The organism is Fibrobacter sp. UWP2 (assembly GCF_900141705.1).
Classification (GTDB): domain Bacteria; phylum Fibrobacterota; class Fibrobacteria; order Fibrobacterales; family Fibrobacteraceae; genus Fibrobacter.
The window spans coordinates 86,200-102,200 of the sequence record NZ_FQYM01000003.1 but is presented as its reverse complement, the minus strand read 5'-3'; the positions used below and the strand labels follow the sequence as shown (position 1 = coordinate 102,200).

Sequence of the window (16,001 nt, the reverse complement as noted above, 5' to 3'; positions counted from 1 at the left end):
CCCTCCAAATAACAATTAAAAAAGCCCCTGGCAGGGGCTTTTTTCACTATTTCCTTGGGTTCTAGAAAAGTGCTCCGTAAAGCATCACATCGTCAACATAAAACTCCGTTCCACCCTCCACAAAAATGTGGAATTGCTTGACCCAGTTCTTGACACCACTCCAGGAGGTGAAGCACGATTCGTTCGTAGCAATGCCAACGCAAAGCTCCGCCGGATTCACGCTGATGCGTTGCCAATCCTTGGTAAGGGCGATCCATTCGGTTGCAGCCTTCAGGTTCTTGGTCTTGTCGATATAATTTTCTAGCGAAAGCCTAATATTTCCGTCACCCTTCGCATAGAACACAACAGAGTCTATCTCGGCAAAATTCATGTAGGACTCAAACGACGTTCCTACCAGCGCCCAAGCATAGTCGTCCATGGCCAGTTTATACGTGGCGTGGAACACCTTCGACTTGCGGGTCGAATCGTAAACGACTCCATCCTTGACGTTCTTTGCAGGCGTAATGCTCGTGCCCAACTTGAGCGAGTCAATATTCAGGTACCAGTCATCAACGGCATTTTCAAAATCCTGCAACACCTTCACGGGAGTCAAGAACTGAGTTCCGCCAGACGACGCCATGGTCGACCATTCTGTATAGAGGGCGTTCAAGCTATCGGCAGTCACAAAGTAAATGGAGAGAGATTCATCCGCAGGAACACTCGGCAATACGTAAGAACCAACGTCATTCGTCTTTACCATGACATCGAGACCATAGACGCCTACCCAAAGGAATTCATCGGTCGAGCGCAGCGTTACTTTACTCGAAATTGACGTTGTCGCCTTAAGGCGGAGTGTGTCAAGGTCCGCAAAATCCGCGGCACTATAGACCTTTGAGAACGAGAAACCTTCCGAGACGACAGTCAAGCGGAAATCGCCCGTCGCAGGCCATTCCATGGTAAACCTGCCCAAGGCGTCAGTGCGCACATCCGACTCGACCATCGCATTTTGGACGGCGAATTTCTCGGCCATCGCGTCTGCCGCACGGAGGGCGACTGTTGCATAGGCGGCGGGAGTCCCGTCGGCCAAAAGTACGGTCACCTTCTGGGTTTCATCCTTTGTCGTATCGCGGTAATCCTTTATAACAGATTCCCTCGGGTTCACGAACAAGGTCTTTTCACCGAGCGAGCGCTCAAAGTCTTCGTTCACAAAATACAACTGCAGGGAATCGTTTGCGGGGAGGACCGGCAAAGCGAACCAGCCGTTTGAATCGGTCTTGACAAGGACGTCGGCGCCCTGCACACCAACCCACACAGAAGACTCTCCTTCGGGAACATCCACCACGCCCGCCATCATGGCGGTCGGAGCGAGGTTCAATGTATCGGGAGTCTTGGCATGGCCAGGCTCGGCAAAGTCGGCACGGGTGACAATCCTAGAATAGGCGGCACCGTCGTGGAGTACCGTCAGGCGATACTCGCCGTCCTTCGGGATATCCACATCGAAAAAGCCATCCGCATTGGCGTAGAGGTCGGCCACAATCAGGGCATTTTCTTCGACCGCCTTATCCGCCTTGAAATCGACCTTGCGCAAGGCAACCGTCGCATACGAGGCGGGCTTTCCGTCTATCAAGGCAAGACCGTTCGTGGTCTCGCTGCCAGGACCTCCAGCGACTTCGCTGCTAGAGCAGCCCCAGACCAAGAACAGTCCGGGCAGGAGTAAAGCTAAACGTTTCATTTCGCTTCCTCCTGGAGTTTTTTGGCAAAGCCAATCGGGAACAACTGCACATTCAGCTGGAACACGGTGTCGTCACCGGAACCTTCCTGGGACATGCGCAAAAGCTCGCTACGGAATTCCTTGATCTTTTCGCGGATCAAGGCAATGTCATTCATGTTGAAGGTCATTGTGACCGTACTGATATCGCGCAGAGGCGGTGCATGACGTTCCAGCGATTCCCCGGCCAAACGGATAGTCTCCTTTTGGAAAGCACGAACCGCCTCGGAACGCCAGTTTCCACCGGTGCTCACGAAGGTGTCGTTGACCTTCCAAAAACCATCCCTGTCCTTCGAAATCATGTTTAAATCATACAAAAGTTTGACGGCATTTTTTGCCTCGTCAACCGTAATTGCCGGCGTACAGCTCTCCGCCAAGCCTTCGTAATCGTCCTTGAACTTGCAAATGCCAATAATGGAGCGGATGGCGTTGCAATACCAATGACGGTAGAATTCCAATTCCTTCTTGGCAAGGCGCTTCAGCGGGATGCCCTTGAGCATCTGCATCTTTTCGTAATGGTTCAGCGCTTCGGCATCGGTTTTGGCACGGCCAAAATACACCAGTTCGGTCCAATAGGCGGATTCCTTCTCGTTCAACTCGAAGAACTCCGCCATGGGCTCCACAAGGGAAAGCGTCAGGTGAATCTTCCCCTGGGATACGCGGAGCAGATTGCCCGGGTCCGCCCCGAGCTTCATCGCCATATAGCGCCAGGAGATCACGGACTTGCGCTTTTTAAAATCGTCAAAAGCATCCCGCAACCATTCCCTGTAGTCGGTATATTCGAATATCGGTTCCACTATCTAATTCCTTTATGCAATCAGGCGACAACACGCCCAAGTCTTTATCATATATAAAGATAAAACCGGAATGTTCAAAAAAGTATACCTTGGTGTCACTGTCCGTTGTGGAATTTTACAACAATTTTTTCGCCCTCGCCGCAGGTCGCCGTCCAATGGTATTCGGGGGCGGATTCATGTGCTTTATTGCCCTCAATTCCCTCAAAAACAAGGTTTTTGCCATTTAAGTCGTACCTGACGTCGTACTCCAGGTCCTCGGTCTTCGACTGAAGAACCGCCTTCTCTTGCATCAGTTGGGCCGTGATTTGTATCACGCACATGTCTTTGGACGGGTGGTTTTCGGCCTCCCCCGAGTCCGCCTTCCAATGCAGCTGGATAGGTTTGAACTCGGGGTCTAGGTCCGGCTTACTCGACGCACATGCCCACAAAACAAGGCAAGCCGTCAAAAGACCGCTTGTCAAAATCAGGATTTTTGAATGCATGTCACGCCCCTAGCGACGTTTGAACGTAGCGCTGACCACGCGGTTACGTCCGCCTTCCTTGGCCGCATAGAGGGCCTTGTCGGCGCGCTCGAACAGCTTCTTGGGATCCTCGTTCGGGATCATCTCGGCAATACCGAAGGAGCAGGTCACCTGTTGCTGCTTGATGAGCGCGGTGTTCTCGATGGCGACACGAAGCTTTTCAGCCAGGAACTGCGCATTCTGGATAGGCGTATCGCCGCAGAGGATTACAAACTCTTCGCCACCCCAACGCACCAAGGCATCGGTGTTACGGATCTTGCCCTGGATGAGCTTGGTGAGGTTCACCAGGACTTCGTCACCCACGCTATGGCCGTAAGTGTCGTTCACCAGCTTGAAGTGGTCGATGTCGAGCATCACGAACGAAACCGGACTGCCATTTTTGCTCAGGTTCTCCTGCTCGCGCAAAAGGATGCTGCTGAAGCCCGCACGATTGAGACAACCCGTGAGCGGGTCCTCCTTGCTGGACTTCTCGTACTCACTCTTCTCGATCTGCAAGGCAGCCAGGTTCTTCTCCAGTTCTTCCTGCTTCTTTTTGTTGGCGGCACGTTCGCGGCTGTAGTCAAAGAAGCGGATCACCAAAATGATAAGGAAGGTCACGAACCAAACTGCGACAAGGAATGTCACCAAGTCCACCTTGGCAATCTTTTTGCCCTTGAAGCAAAGGCCCTTGATCTCGAGAGTTCCATAACCCAGCGGAGCGTTGGTACCGGTCTGGATTTCGATGAGCGGGATGTTGGAAAGGTCTACGCGGGCCTTGTGTACGTTGATTTCGTTCTGCGCCACCCACCAGCTCGCCACGCGGAATTCCTGGGGGACGAACACTGCCGGATAGGTCTCCTCAAGCGGGAAGAATTCAATCTCGTTGAACTTGAGCGAGGTCTCGTCATCCTGGCGGTAGAACGTGGAATCATAGGCACGCATATAGAGGCGCACCGTTCCTTCGCCACGGGGCTTGATCCACACGAAAATGCTGTCGTAATGGGAAAGGTCCTTGCCGCGGATCTTACCATCGCCCAAGAAAATCTTGACGCCGGCGTACGGGTAGGCGTAGCCTTCCTTGAGTTCATAGTCCACAATGATGGAAGAGTCCGTGCGTTCCATGGCAATGGCAGAGGAGCCGCCATCGGCAGAATCAGACTGGGCCAGCACATAGGGATAATCGGAAAGGTTCAGGAACTCAATGTCGTCAAGACCGTTCTGATATGCAAAAAGGGCTATAACCGTCGCAGCCAACAACGCAAATATCAGGATGTTCATCCTGAACAGAGCATAGATCTTTTCCATTATCCGGGACATTTTAGTATTCCTGACCTAATATATGGAGAAAAATATATAAAAAAGATTTTTAACGGGAGAGCCAACCGCCCAGTCTAGCCACAATTGGCCTTATGGTATTCGCCATCTCCTGGTGGGCCCGGACATCGGGATGACCCAAAAGTCCGACATTTTCGGTCTGGAGAACCTTGAACTCCACATCGCGGTGCCCTTGGGCAATTTGTTCGTCATAAATAGCCTGGACCGTGGGAGTCAGGTCGTCGTTGGGCCAGACTTTCGTAGAAAGTAACAGGAACTTTACATTGGGGTGTGCAGCACGTAGTTTGTCCAAAAAACGTGCGTAGGCGGCACTGAACACACGCTTGTCTGCATAGGGAGGTTCGCCCTGGAAATCGTTAATCCCCACAAAGATGACTATGACTTGCGGGTGGAACTGGTTCAAGTCCCACTGCACCGTATCGGTGCTGGTTGAAGCGACGCCGGCAACGGTGTAATTGTAGAGCTTAACAAGGTTCCAGCCCGGGGCGATGTTCGCATAGTTACGCACTAAGCCGCGGCCACTGACCGCATTCACCTGAAAATCCGCCTTTAAACTTTCAGAAAGCAAAAAGGCATAGCTCTTGGATGCATCCGTCTTTTCGAATTCCATTTCGGCAGGATCCTGGTTAGTCCCCTCGTTGCCAAAACCCACGGTATAGGAATCGCCAACAAACTCAATACGGCGGTTCGAGGGCGCCGGAGCAGGGCCGAACTTGCCCGAGGCGTCCAAGGTGATGTTGTGCAGGCAGACTTCCCCCGGATTACTTTCGCTAATCTTGATCAGGCGGTAGCGGTGGTCCTTGCCGTCGCCCACGGCACCCAGTTTCTTGGTAATCTTGTGACCCTTGGTCTCAAAATAGCTCATGGGTTTCCCGTCCACATCAAAACGCCAGCGGGAATATCCTTCCAAGTCAAACACAATGGACTTGGCATTGGCGTTGAACTGGACGTTAGCGTTAGGGGCACTGGCATAGGAGCCCGTAGCCCGATGGTCCCAGCGACCCAAAAAATAAAGATGAGACTTTAACGACGGATCCAAGGCTTCACCCCCAAAGGCGCTGGCGGCAAAAGCCAGCATGGCTAGAACACACACACATTTTTTCATAGTCAACAATATATATATTCTGCGATATGCAGATGTGGCGGAACAAGATAATATTTGTGCTAGCGCTCTATGCGCTGGTCCTTGGCGTGGCATCGGCACAAAAACCGAACGACATCAAACCGCTTCCAGGCTCCGAAGGCGACACCCTCACTCGCGAAGACGCCCGGATGGCCTACCTGGTTTACAAGCTGCTCGACAAGGACGGGAACATCATCGGCGCCGACCTCAAGCGCGGGGACAAACTCTTTTTCCAAAACTGCAGACCCTGCCACGGCGAAGACGGCATGCGCATCAACTTCAACCCGGGCGGCAAGCCGGAGTTCATTGGAATCCGTGCCCGCAACGACATGCCTACTTTTTGGTATCAAATGAACTTTGGCGACGAAGACCGCAACATGGAAGCCTACTACGACGAAATCAGCCTAGACGAAATGCGGGACATCGCCGCCTTCGCCAAGACGCTTCCCTAAATCGCCTTTTTGTGAAGCAACTTCACCTGCTGGATAAACGAGAGTGCCAACGGGTGTTTGTCCTCGGAACCGAACTCCTGGATTTCGATATTGAACGGAGCCTTGTTCAAGTGCAGTGAATGCACAAAGAAGGTGATTTCCTTCTCTTTATCCATGCGCTTGGCGGGGTCTTTCACCTGCGCCGAAACCAGCGTGCCGGTTGTCTTTACGTAGCGCAGCACTTTCACCAGGTCAAATGTATCAAGCTTCTGGTACATACTGCCGTACTTCGTTGTATTCAAAGCCGTTTGGATAGTGGCTTCGTCCACTTCGTCCTTCAAGTCGTAATCCACCGCGCCCGACTGCGGCCACGCGACATTGAAATCCTTGCGCCATTCATCTGTAGGGGCGGGCTTGCGATTTTCGGGAGTGCAGTCTACATAGGGATTGTAGCCGAAGTTCTCGAGAATCTCGAAAGCGCGCTTCTCCAATTCTTGTTTCAGCACAAACCCATAGCCGGGTATGTACTCTTCGGTACACTCGGTAAAGTGCGGGAACTGCGAAAGTTCGGCGAGAATATCCTTGTTGTCGATTTTGAGCAGGCGGACTGTACGCACCCGGGCGCCATAGAATGCCGCATTCCACTCGTCCAACGAAGAACCCACGTTGGCCGGCGGGTTGATCCAATTGCGGAAATGCTCTATCTCGGATTCCGGGAAACCTCTCTTGAGGCCCGCCAAATACGTTTCCTTGCTCAAGTTGAAGCAGAGATACGTATCGTCGTTCTTGACCGTGGCGAGGCAAGCGAGAATGAAAAGAACACGAGGCGAAGTACCCGTCGTGGCGACCAGGTCAAAATTTGGCAAGGCGGAAACACTGGATTCCGGAAGCGGCATGACTCCCGTGCTAATCCATTCCTTGCCGGCCTCGGTCAGGGAAACCGTCGTGATCTTTTCCAGCTTCTTGTCTCCTGCCGTCTGGAAGTTCACAATGCCCAAAAGCCAAAGTTCACGAAGCGGACGGGGCATGTAGTCCCAAGCCAAATGCTTGTGCTCGTCCAAAATTCGGTAGGACGGGTCCATTACCCAAAAGAGATAGGCCGCATCCGACACCGGCAAGCCCGGAACCAGGCAACGCAACAATTGCCTGCAGTGGTTGGAATCACCATGGAAGCGCGCCTTGATCCACCAGTTCAAAACATCCTGATGAAGACGGAAGCCGTTCTTGCGCAAAAAATCCATCGAGGTTTCGGACGGCAAGAGGGAACTGTCCTCTTGTTCAAGCCAACCATTCTGCGTCAAAAAACTAAAGATGAGGGAGACTTCGTTCTCGGGCGCTTTGGAAGAGAGACGCAATGCCGACGAGAAAGCGTCTGTACAAAGCTGACGACTGCGGCGGTGGAGCCCGCCATTGGAGTTCACATGGAGTTCCCCCTTTTTTGCGAGGGCGAGTACCGTACAAATATGGAAATCCAAAAGGTTTCCATAGCTCAATGCGGGCTTCGACAAATCGACATCCCCCGCAAGTTCCATGTCAAAGCAACCTATAAAATTCTTGAAGCCCAGGTAGAGGGCGACACCCGACACATTGGAACGCCACAAAACAAACTCACGGCACATCGAAAGCAAAAAAGACTGCAGTTCGCCATTCTTGCTCACGGGGACCGCCAGGCGGAGTTCAGTAAAAGAAAGCCCTCTGTTGGCGCTATGATAAATAAGATTCAGGCAACGACGCTGCCATGGTTCCAAACGGGCAAATAAAGAAACAACTCTTTCGCTATTGCTATAAAAATCCTGTACTTCCGACTGAATCAGGGCGTTGTTCAAAAGACCTTTTTTGCCGTAGGCGCGAGCGTGTACGTCGCGCAACATGGTCTTGGACATCCCCTCAAAAAATTCACGTAATCCTAACATCTTCCTTCCTTGATTGGGGAGTGCAAGATAGAAAAAAAAACGCGAATTGGCAATTCCTCTACAGGAAGCGTTTGATGTCGTCGACCGAATTGGCCTGCTTGTGTTTGAAGTTCCAAATGCGGGCAAACGTCTTGCCGTAGGATTCCGTCACCACGCGATTGTCGCATATCAGCACCTTCCCAGAATCTTCATCACCACGAAGGAGGCGGCCCAATCCCTGGCGCATTTCCATGTAGGCTTCGGGCACAAAGAAGTCCTTGAAGGTATTCTCGTTACGCGCCTTCATCTCGGCAGAGATTCCCGCCACCAGCGGGTCGGACGGATTCGGGAACGGGAGTTTGGTTATCACAAGGAGCTTGAGGGCATCGCCCGGGAAGTCCACGCCCTCCCATAGACTTTGACAACCCAGGAGGCATGCGCCGCGAGACTTGCGGAACATGGACACAAGGCCGTCGAGCACCCCGTCGACATGCTGGCACAAGAGCAGTTTGTTCTTCGCCGCAAACGCAGGGGCCAGAGCCGCCTGCGCCTTCATCATCATGGCGACACTCGTAAAGAGCACCAGGGTGTTCTCTTCGACATCAGGCAAAATTTTCACCAGGCAGTCGTTCAAGGCGTCGCTGAATTCCGGAAGAGAAGGCTTGGGCAGGTAACGCGTAATCATGACCAAGCGGCGCTCATCCACAGGCTTGTCGTCGTTGTACAGGCGCAGGAACGGGCGCTTGCCACCCGTCAAGGTCGCCATGCCCATCTTTTTCACAAAGTAGTTGAGGTCGCCCTGCACGGCGAGTGTCGCCGAAGTAAACGTGGCCGACTTGATCCACGGGTAGAATTTTTCCCTCCACATGCTACCGCTATGGAGCGGGTAGGCATGCATCTTGATCGTATGCGGGTTGAAAGGTTCCTCAAGGTAGAACACCCAGTCGGGGCGCCCCGCCTTTACCGCAAATTCAAAATCCGAAATGAAGCGGGAAAGTTCTTCCATGCAACCGTAGGCGTCCTTCACCAAACCGCGGTTGGCTTCGTAACAGGCAAGCGCCGCAAAGAGTTTATCGGCTCGTTCCTTGGCTGTCGCGAACTGATCCATGACACCCTTCGGGTCCACTTCGTATTCCGCCAAAATGCCCTTGGTATAAACGTAGCCTCCGCGGCCGTTCTTTTGGCGGGAGACCTTCTTGCCAATCTTCATAAAGAACCGATGCAAAGCCTTTTCGGTTTCATTCAGTTCAAAAATGAGCTGTTCACATTCTTCCCTGTGGGCGGTATCGTCAGGGGCCAAGCGGGATTCCATTTCATGGATAAGGCCGTCCTGCTTGCCACGGGAGGGGACTAAGGTCTTGGCCACATTGCGGAAGCTAAAGAACGAGACAGCACGTCCCAAGGACTGGCTGCTGATTTCGGGCAGGCGATGCGCTTCGTCGAACACAATGTGTTCGTAAGACGGCAACAGCGCAAAATCCAAGGCAAGGTCCGCCAAAAACAGGGAATGGTTCACCAGCACCAGGTTTGCCGCCATGGCACGACGCTTGGCGCACAAGGCCGGGCACTTGGCGTAATGCGGGCACTTTTCGCCTTGGCAAGAAGCCGCACTGCTAGAGAGCTTGGACCAAAGAACGCGATTGCGCGCCTGGCTAAACGAAGCGCATTCGTTGATGTCGCCGCTCTGGGTCGACATGACCCACGGGATGAGCGCCATGAACGAGTCCTTTTCTTCGGGCAACAAAAGATTCGCCGGAGCGTTAAGCACATCCTCAAACTTTCGGAGGCAAAGGTAGTTGTCTCGACCCTTCAAAAGCGCCGGTTTCAAAAAGCCGTTATAGATTTGCGCCACCTGCGGAATGTCGTGATTCCAAAGCTGTTCCTGCAAAGCGCGGGTCGCCGTGCTAATCAAAACACGCTCACCCGAAACGGCCTTGTTCGCTGCAGACACCAAGTAAGCAAGAGTCTTGCCGGACCCGGTCGGGGCTTCCAACACACAGAGGCCTCCCTTGTGCATGTTGCGCTCCACCACCGAGGCGTAGTCCTGCTGGCCTTCTCGGGGCAGGAATCCCTCCATGGCAAAAGAAAGGAGACCGCCTTCCTTAAAGAATTCGCTCACGCGCGGCGCCATCGTCTTGGGAGGCGCTTCGACATTCGTAGGTTCCTCTGGCAAAGCGTATTTGGGGGCATCCAACTTTTTGTCGACATCCGCTTTGTCAAAAAGGGAGCTCATATCGGTGTCGGTGGCAACACGAGCGAGGGCGTCAATCAGCCACGGGTCCATCTTGGAAATTTTTTCGTATGCCATCACAAACAAGCGTCCGCAAGCATCGGCATCGGGGAGCGCCCTGTGCGCACGGCTGCGTTCAATATTCAAAGTCTGGGTCAACGTATCAAGGCGGTGGTTCACCACATCTTGATAGGCGATTCTCGAGAAGGTCAGCGAATCCCAGAACACGTGATCGTCATAAGCAATCCCGACCTTGCCCAGAGTCTGCTTGAGGAACTTGGAATCAAAAACGGCATTGTGCGCCACAAGAGGAAGGTCGCCCACAAAGGCGCAAATCTTTCCTGCCACAGAGGCAAATTCTTCGGCAGCGTCCACATCGGCCTGGCTAATGCCCGTCAAGGATTCAATGAAGGGCCTGAGCTTAGCCGCGGTCGGCTTCACCAGGTAATCGACAGATTCCGCCGGCTGCCCGGCGACAAAACGCACCAGGGCGACTTCAATGATTTCGTCTTTTTCGAAATCAAGGCCTGTGGTTTCCAAATCCACAGCAACAAAATCAGGTATGTTCCTCATTCTCATTCCTCTTTTTTATTTAAGCGCAGGCAAATTGGGAATCAACTTTGACAAGTCATTTTCCCCGTTGGCCACCTTCACTGTATCGTTCGGGGCGCGCCAAGATGCCCCATAACGGAACGGTTCCAGGCTTCCCGCATCGGGATCCTTTTTGCCTTGTTCCGCGTAATAGTAATCCACAAAGTAATTCCCTTCCACAATATCCTTGAACTCAAAACCGCCAGCGGCATCACAAACCGCGTAATAGTACATGGAAGTCTCCAATTCCTTAAGACGCACATAGGCGCCCGCCGTGGCTCCGGGAATCGCGCCCTTGAGGCTCGCCAGTTTCAACTTGGGAACCGTCTCGAACTGCACCAGCTGTTTATACTTGAGCTCTATCACCGTATCGCGAACGCCGTTGCTGTCGGCCTTCGCTAAAGTCGTATCCTGGTAGCCCATCAAAAAGTGTACCTTGGTATCGGTCGGCCAAGGTTCCTTGTTCAAAACCATAAAGCGAATCGGGTCAAGGCGCTTGACTTCAACCTGCGCCGTATCCTTGTTCATCACCACGTAGAACGTGTTCTCGAGAGAATCGGGAGCGGGCTTGTTGTAGGCAAAAACCAACGAGTCGTCGGGGAAAACCGTCTTTGCCCTAGCACGCACCTTTGTGCTGGCAATGGAAGGCGGCATTGTATCTGAAGCCATTTCCGCCCATTCCCATTCCACCTCGGCACGGAGGGTGTCCAGCGTTCGGAGCAACGAATCCTTGCCCGCCTTGCACGCAAACTTGTAGAGGACTTCTTTTTTAGGCGTCGGCTTGAAGAAGAATTGCGGGTTGCGGGAGTTTGCCCCCAAATAGACCATGTTCGGGTAAGAGACCTTCCCCTCGGGAGATGTCAAGTAGCAGTTCGACGTGTCGGCAAAGGCGGAATCAAAAAATACCGGGCGCGTAAACTTGGCTTCGAGCACATTCGCAAAAGGCTGGCTGACCGATTCCAGTTCCAAGTGCGTCGAGTCGTGATCCGCCAAGGCGACCCAGACTGTATCCTTGGTGTTAGCATCCAAGGTCAAATCTTGCGTCCACACACCCGCCAACTCCGACGACGGTTCCAAGCGCTGGTTTCCATTGGCATCCACAAAGGCGATGACTCGGTAACGGCCCGGTTTGAGACCCGAGAGTGTAAAGTTGCCTGCACTGTCAGCGCGCGTCAAGAAGAGCGGCGGCTCCTTGGCAAGCATCGGCAGCGAATCCAAGGCTTTGGTTGTCGTGTCACGGTACTTGTTCAAGTACTTGCGTTGTTCACGTTCTGGTCCCATCAGGTAAAGGCCGATGCTCGGGAACATCGACTTCCGGTACATGGTGTCGTTCACCAAGATTCGCCCCGTCAAGGAGAGCGTATCAATAACTGGACCCGTGGAGAAAACCACCTGGAAAGGCGTCGCCAGGGCATTGCCGTGCAAATCCTTGATGCCTCCAGCAAACGTGACCGTGTAAGTCGTGTTCTCGTCCAGTTCTGCCCGCGATGTCAATTCCAAGGTCTTTCCGCTGACTTCGAATTTCATCTTCTTTTCAATAGGGGGCGAAATCGAAACGGCGCTGCGGGGTACGCTCGCGTTGATCCATTCATCAAATTCCAGCTTGACGTAAAGCTCGTTGGGGTGGTTGGTCGAATTGGGTGCCGGGTATACCGCAGCCACGCGCGGCGGTAACTTGTCTTCGGGGCCGCCACCGGGCGCCACCTGGGTAGCACAAGCCACCAGCCCAATGCAAAGCAGCACCAAGCCCGTCAACACAGCGTATGCCCAACGACTTTTTTTCACACCCTTACCCATTAGTCAATAAGCGGAATCACCTTCCCCAATCGTGTCCAACGAATGCAGAACGGAATTCTCCACCACGTGAACGGATTCGCAAGCGCAAACTTTTGATTTTCGTTCTCGAACGAGAAATAGATGACAAAGGCCTTGGCACGAATGTTGCGCAGGTTGACCGTACCCCAGTAACGGCTGTCGGCAGAATTGTCGCGGTTGTCACCCATCATAAAGTACTGCGGGGTTTGCACCACATAGCGGTCTATGGGATTGCCATCAATCAAAAGCCTGCGGCGGATCTCGAACTTGGGCGATACCGGTTTGGCGGCGGAATCCACGACGGTGGAATCGTTCCCGGCCGAGGAGTCGGCAGCCTGGACGGCTTCGGCGGCCTCCGCATTCAAGTGTGCCACATTGCCCTCCAGGTCTTTGAGCAAAGCCCCTTCAAAACTCACGTAGTCAATGTTCCTGACCAACCCACCCTTTTGGTGCGGATCTAGCATAGGCAAAAACGCCATGGACGCAAGCTGCTTGAAGTAGCCAAAGTTCATTGCCCCTGTAACCGTATCGCCTTGACGCAGCGCCTGCTGGATCACCATGTGGTTCCTGCGGAACATGGCGTCAATCGCTATACCGCGGTCATTTTCGACCGGGAGCATAAAGTTTTCAAAGTCATAACCGTTGTTCTCGCGGCCGTCTTCGAACAGGCTCAAGTCCAGTTCCACATGGGAATCCGGATTCTCTTGCACCACAATTGAGCGCATCCACCAAAGACGATCCAGCGAAAGCGAATCCACATACAATGTGTCGCCCACAGATGGCACTACAAAAGTCGCCAATTCATCGCGGGCCGACTGGGAACGCCTGGACGCCGTCCATTTGCCATGGCCTGGGAGTACATCCTGACGCTCCCCATTAAAGTAGAGCTTGCCTTGGTGTACAGCGATGGTATCACCGCTTTTGGCGACGCAACGCTTGATGTAGTCCTTGGGGCCGAGCGCATAGTGTACCAGATGCGGCTGGCCTTCTTCGGGCTCATGATCCCAATAGAAGTTGCCGAACATAAGCGCATTGAACAAATGCGTGTAGCGTCTCGGGTTGTTATCGGGGTATTCCGGCTCACCTGGGTAGCGGAATATCACAACATCGCCCACCTTGGGGTCGGCGTAACCAGGGAAATGCTGGTTCGTGAACGGAATCGGAGAGCCATAGGTAAACTTGAGGCCCAGCAAAAAGTCCCCCGTCAAAAGCGAATCTTCCATGGAGCCACTCGGAATCTGGAACGCCTGGATCACGTACTGGATAACCACCAGCGCAAGCGCGATCGGGACGATGATTTCGCGTGTGAAGGATTTCAAAAACTTTTTCACAGGCTACGCACCTTCTTCACAAAATTTCTACTGACCACCAACTGTGTGTGGTTCTTGTCGCGCAACACCACGCTCAAACGACTCATGTCGGACTTGCGGATCTCGGCAATGTAGTCTATTGCCACCAGGTGCGCCCTATGGATGCGCACAAACTGGCACGGGTCCAGCATCTTTTCAAGGTCAACGAGCGGCGTATCGATAATGTACTGGTTCGTGAGCGTGTAGACTGTCGTGTATTTTTCTTCGCTGTGGAATCGAATGACCTCGTCCACGTTCACCAGCAAAATGCGGTCGCCGATTTTCACCTGGATTCGCTGCAGGTAGTTCTCGCGGGCGTTGAACATCTCGCGGAATTTTTCCCACGAGAAGTCTGCCGGCATCTGCTGCTGTTCCGCCACATCGGGAATGCGCTTGCGCAATTTCTCGATGGCGACTTCCAAACGTTCCGGGTCGACCGGCTTGAGCAAGTAATCAACCGTATTCTCTTCGTAGGCACGCAGGGCAAAGTTCTCGTACGCCGTCGTAAAGATAATGAGCGGCATATCGTCTTCGCCTATGTTCTTGAGGACCTCGAAGGCGTCCATATCGGGCATCTGGATGTCAAGGAAAATCACATCGGGATCCAGTTCCTGGACCTTATCGATGCACTGCACTCCAGAACCGGCCTCCCCTATGACAGCAATCTCCGAAGCATAAGCTTCGAGCAAAGACTTCATGCGCACACGGGCGAGCGGTTCATCATCAACAACAAGGGCCTTGCACTGCATTAGTTCTCTCCAGAAGCGGCGGGGGCTGGATTCGCCGAAGTCGTATCGGCGACTTTGACCTTGGGCTTTGTGTAAATGCGGATGAGCTCTATTTTAACACCATCGGCATCTTCGTAAACCGTCCCCGCACTCGTGAGCATCACCAGGTTGCCTGTCGCGTCCAACTTGAAGTTCCACTTCACCGAACCCTCTGACAAAGCCACCGACAAGGTCTCATTCAAAACAGAATACGAACCCTTCAACGAATCGACCTTCATGGAATCGGTAACCAAGGTCTTGACGGCAGTCGCAGAACTGTCCTCGCCAAGAGTCAAACGAACCATGAGAGCCTTGCAGTTGTCGCACGGCATACGGCCAGAGTAAAGCCCAGCCGTTCCCTTGGGTAATTCTACGGGCTTCAAAGGCGGCAACGGAGCAGGTTCTTCTTTGGAGCACCCCACAAAAAGGATGCCCATCGCTATCGCTAAAAGGCACAGTTTCTTCATACCGACAAATGTATAAAAATTAAGAACTCTCTTGAGTAAAGCGGGCGCTAAATCCCGTCCGTATACACAATTCGGAAGCCCAGTTTAGAATCTGCCGTCAGCGGGTCCTTTTTATCGCGAACATCGGGGGCAATGTCCTTGGCCACGTCACTCCAGCTTCCCCCTCGTACACCGCGGAAAGAGCCTTTCTCCGGTCCTGCGTAATCGTCCACAGGCGTGGACGGGTACAGGTCATACCAGTCGTTGACCCACTCCGCCACATTGCCCGCCATATCGTAAAGCCCGTAGGCGTTTGCAACGAAGCTCGCTACATTGACGACCCCGTTGTTATTTTGTGCGTAATTTGCGTATTTTTTCGCTTCGTCCGTACCCCAATAATAGGTAGTCGAAGTGCCACCGTGGGCAGCAATTTCCCACTCATTCTCTGTGGGCAAGCGATAACCCGCAACATCATAGTCAATAGAAAGTTTATTCAAAAAATTCTTGGAGCCCACGGACTCATATACGTATGCCGTATCCAGTCCCTGCTTTTTAGAGAGGGCGTTGCAAAAGAGCACTGCATCGTACCAAGACACGTTGGTCACAGGGAGGCTGTCGCCCATCTTGCTTTGCGTAGGCAAATCCTCCATGATTTCGGTGTAAACATCTTGCGTGACCTCGGTCGCAGAAATCCAAAAACGCCCCACATTGAATTTCGCATTCCCACGGGTAATGAAAGCTCCTTTGATGCCAACCCATTCCAGCCCCATGTAAAGGTCAACGGGGTCATCATCGCCACGCGAAGAAGAGGAAACTTCCGTAGAGCCTCCTTCAGCGCTGGAATATTTTGCGGAGTCATTCGACTTGTAGTTGGGCTCTATGACGGATTCGTCCCCCGAAGCAGTACAACCCGCCAAGATTAGTGCCAGAACCATTCCCAAAACGGTGTAGAGACTTCCTGCCTTCATAACACAACCC

Annotated in this window: 13 protein-coding genes; 1 reads left to right on the top strand and 12 read right to left on the bottom strand. The window is 53.0% G+C overall.

Annotated features, from left to right (window positions below):
* Positions 1–61 precede the first annotated feature (61 nt).
* The 5 genes from BUB55_RS03050 to BUB55_RS03030 form a co-directional block, all read right to left on the bottom strand.
* Complete coding sequence (locus BUB55_RS03050; protein WP_073188110.1) at positions 62–1,711, bottom strand: hypothetical protein; 1,650 nt, start codon at positions 1,709–1,711, stop codon at positions 62–64.
* Positions 1,708–2,544 (bottom strand): TIGR02147 family protein, encoded by an 837-nt coding sequence (locus BUB55_RS03045; protein WP_073188108.1) that lies wholly within the window; start codon positions 2,542–2,544, stop codon positions 1,708–1,710. Before BUB55_RS03045 ends, BUB55_RS03050 begins: the two co-directional genes overlap by 4 nt.
* Before the next feature lie 95 nt (positions 2,545–2,639).
* Positions 2,640–3,026, bottom strand: coding sequence for a hypothetical protein (locus BUB55_RS03040; RefSeq protein WP_073188106.1), 387 nt, complete (start codon positions 3,024–3,026; stop codon positions 2,640–2,642).
* Positions 3,027–3,035: 9 nt separating this feature from the next.
* On the bottom strand, positions 3,036–4,349 hold the full coding sequence (locus BUB55_RS03035; protein WP_234971777.1) for a GGDEF domain-containing protein: 1,314 nt from the start codon (positions 4,347–4,349) through the stop codon (positions 3,036–3,038).
* Positions 4,350–4,410: 61 nt separating this feature from the next.
* Positions 4,411–5,484 (bottom strand): SGNH/GDSL hydrolase family protein, encoded by a 1,074-nt coding sequence (locus BUB55_RS03030; RefSeq protein WP_159431924.1) that lies wholly within the window; start codon positions 5,482–5,484, stop codon positions 4,411–4,413.
* A gap of 26 nt (positions 5,485–5,510) precedes the next feature.
* Here BUB55_RS03030 and BUB55_RS03025 point away from each other — a divergent pair, with 26 nt between their 5' ends.
* A complete protein-coding gene (locus BUB55_RS03025) occupies positions 5,511–5,954 on the top strand; it encodes a c-type cytochrome (protein ID WP_073188101.1) in 444 nt (147 codons plus the stop codon).
* On the opposite strand, the gene BUB55_RS03020 is transcribed toward BUB55_RS03025, so the two are convergent.
* The 7 genes from BUB55_RS03020 to BUB55_RS02990 are packed head-to-tail and all read right to left on the bottom strand — an operon-like array spanning position 5,951 to position 15,991.
* Entirely contained in the window at positions 5,951–7,846 is a 1,896-nt protein-coding gene (locus BUB55_RS03020; RefSeq protein ID WP_073188099.1) for a hypothetical protein, read from the bottom strand. The two genes, BUB55_RS03025 and BUB55_RS03020, sit on opposite strands and share 4 nt — an antisense overlap.
* Positions 7,847–7,904: 58 nt before the next feature.
* A complete protein-coding gene (locus BUB55_RS03015) occupies positions 7,905–10,628 on the bottom strand; it encodes a helicase C-terminal domain-containing protein (RefSeq protein WP_073188097.1) in 2,724 nt (907 codons plus the stop codon).
* 15 nt (positions 10,629–10,643) lie between these two features.
* Positions 10,644–12,431 carry an Ig-like domain-containing domain gene (locus BUB55_RS03010; RefSeq protein WP_073188240.1) on the bottom strand — a complete coding sequence of 596 codons (1,788 nt, stop codon included), beginning with the start codon at positions 12,429–12,431 and terminating at the stop codon, positions 10,644–10,646.
* A gap of 11 nt (positions 12,432–12,442) precedes the next feature.
* Entirely contained in the window at positions 12,443–13,792 is a 1,350-nt protein-coding gene (gene lepB / locus BUB55_RS03005; RefSeq protein WP_073188095.1) for a signal peptidase I, read from the bottom strand.
* Positions 13,789–14,559: a LytR/AlgR family response regulator transcription factor gene (locus BUB55_RS03000; RefSeq protein WP_073188093.1), complete on the bottom strand. Its 771-nt coding sequence runs from the start codon at positions 14,557–14,559 to the stop codon at positions 13,789–13,791. The genes lepB and BUB55_RS03000 overlap by 4 nt, the downstream gene beginning before the upstream one ends.
* Positions 14,559–15,044: a copper resistance protein NlpE N-terminal domain-containing protein gene (locus BUB55_RS02995; RefSeq protein ID WP_073188091.1), complete on the bottom strand. Its 486-nt coding sequence runs from the start codon at positions 15,042–15,044 to the stop codon at positions 14,559–14,561. The genes BUB55_RS03000 and BUB55_RS02995 overlap by 1 nt, the downstream gene beginning before the upstream one ends.
* A 47-nt stretch (positions 15,045–15,091) precedes the next feature.
* Positions 15,092–15,991 carry a formylglycine-generating enzyme family protein gene (locus tag BUB55_RS02990; protein ID WP_073188089.1) on the bottom strand — a complete coding sequence of 300 codons (900 nt, stop codon included), beginning with the start codon at positions 15,989–15,991 and terminating at the stop codon, positions 15,092–15,094.
* Positions 15,992–16,001: the final 10 nt, after the last annotated feature.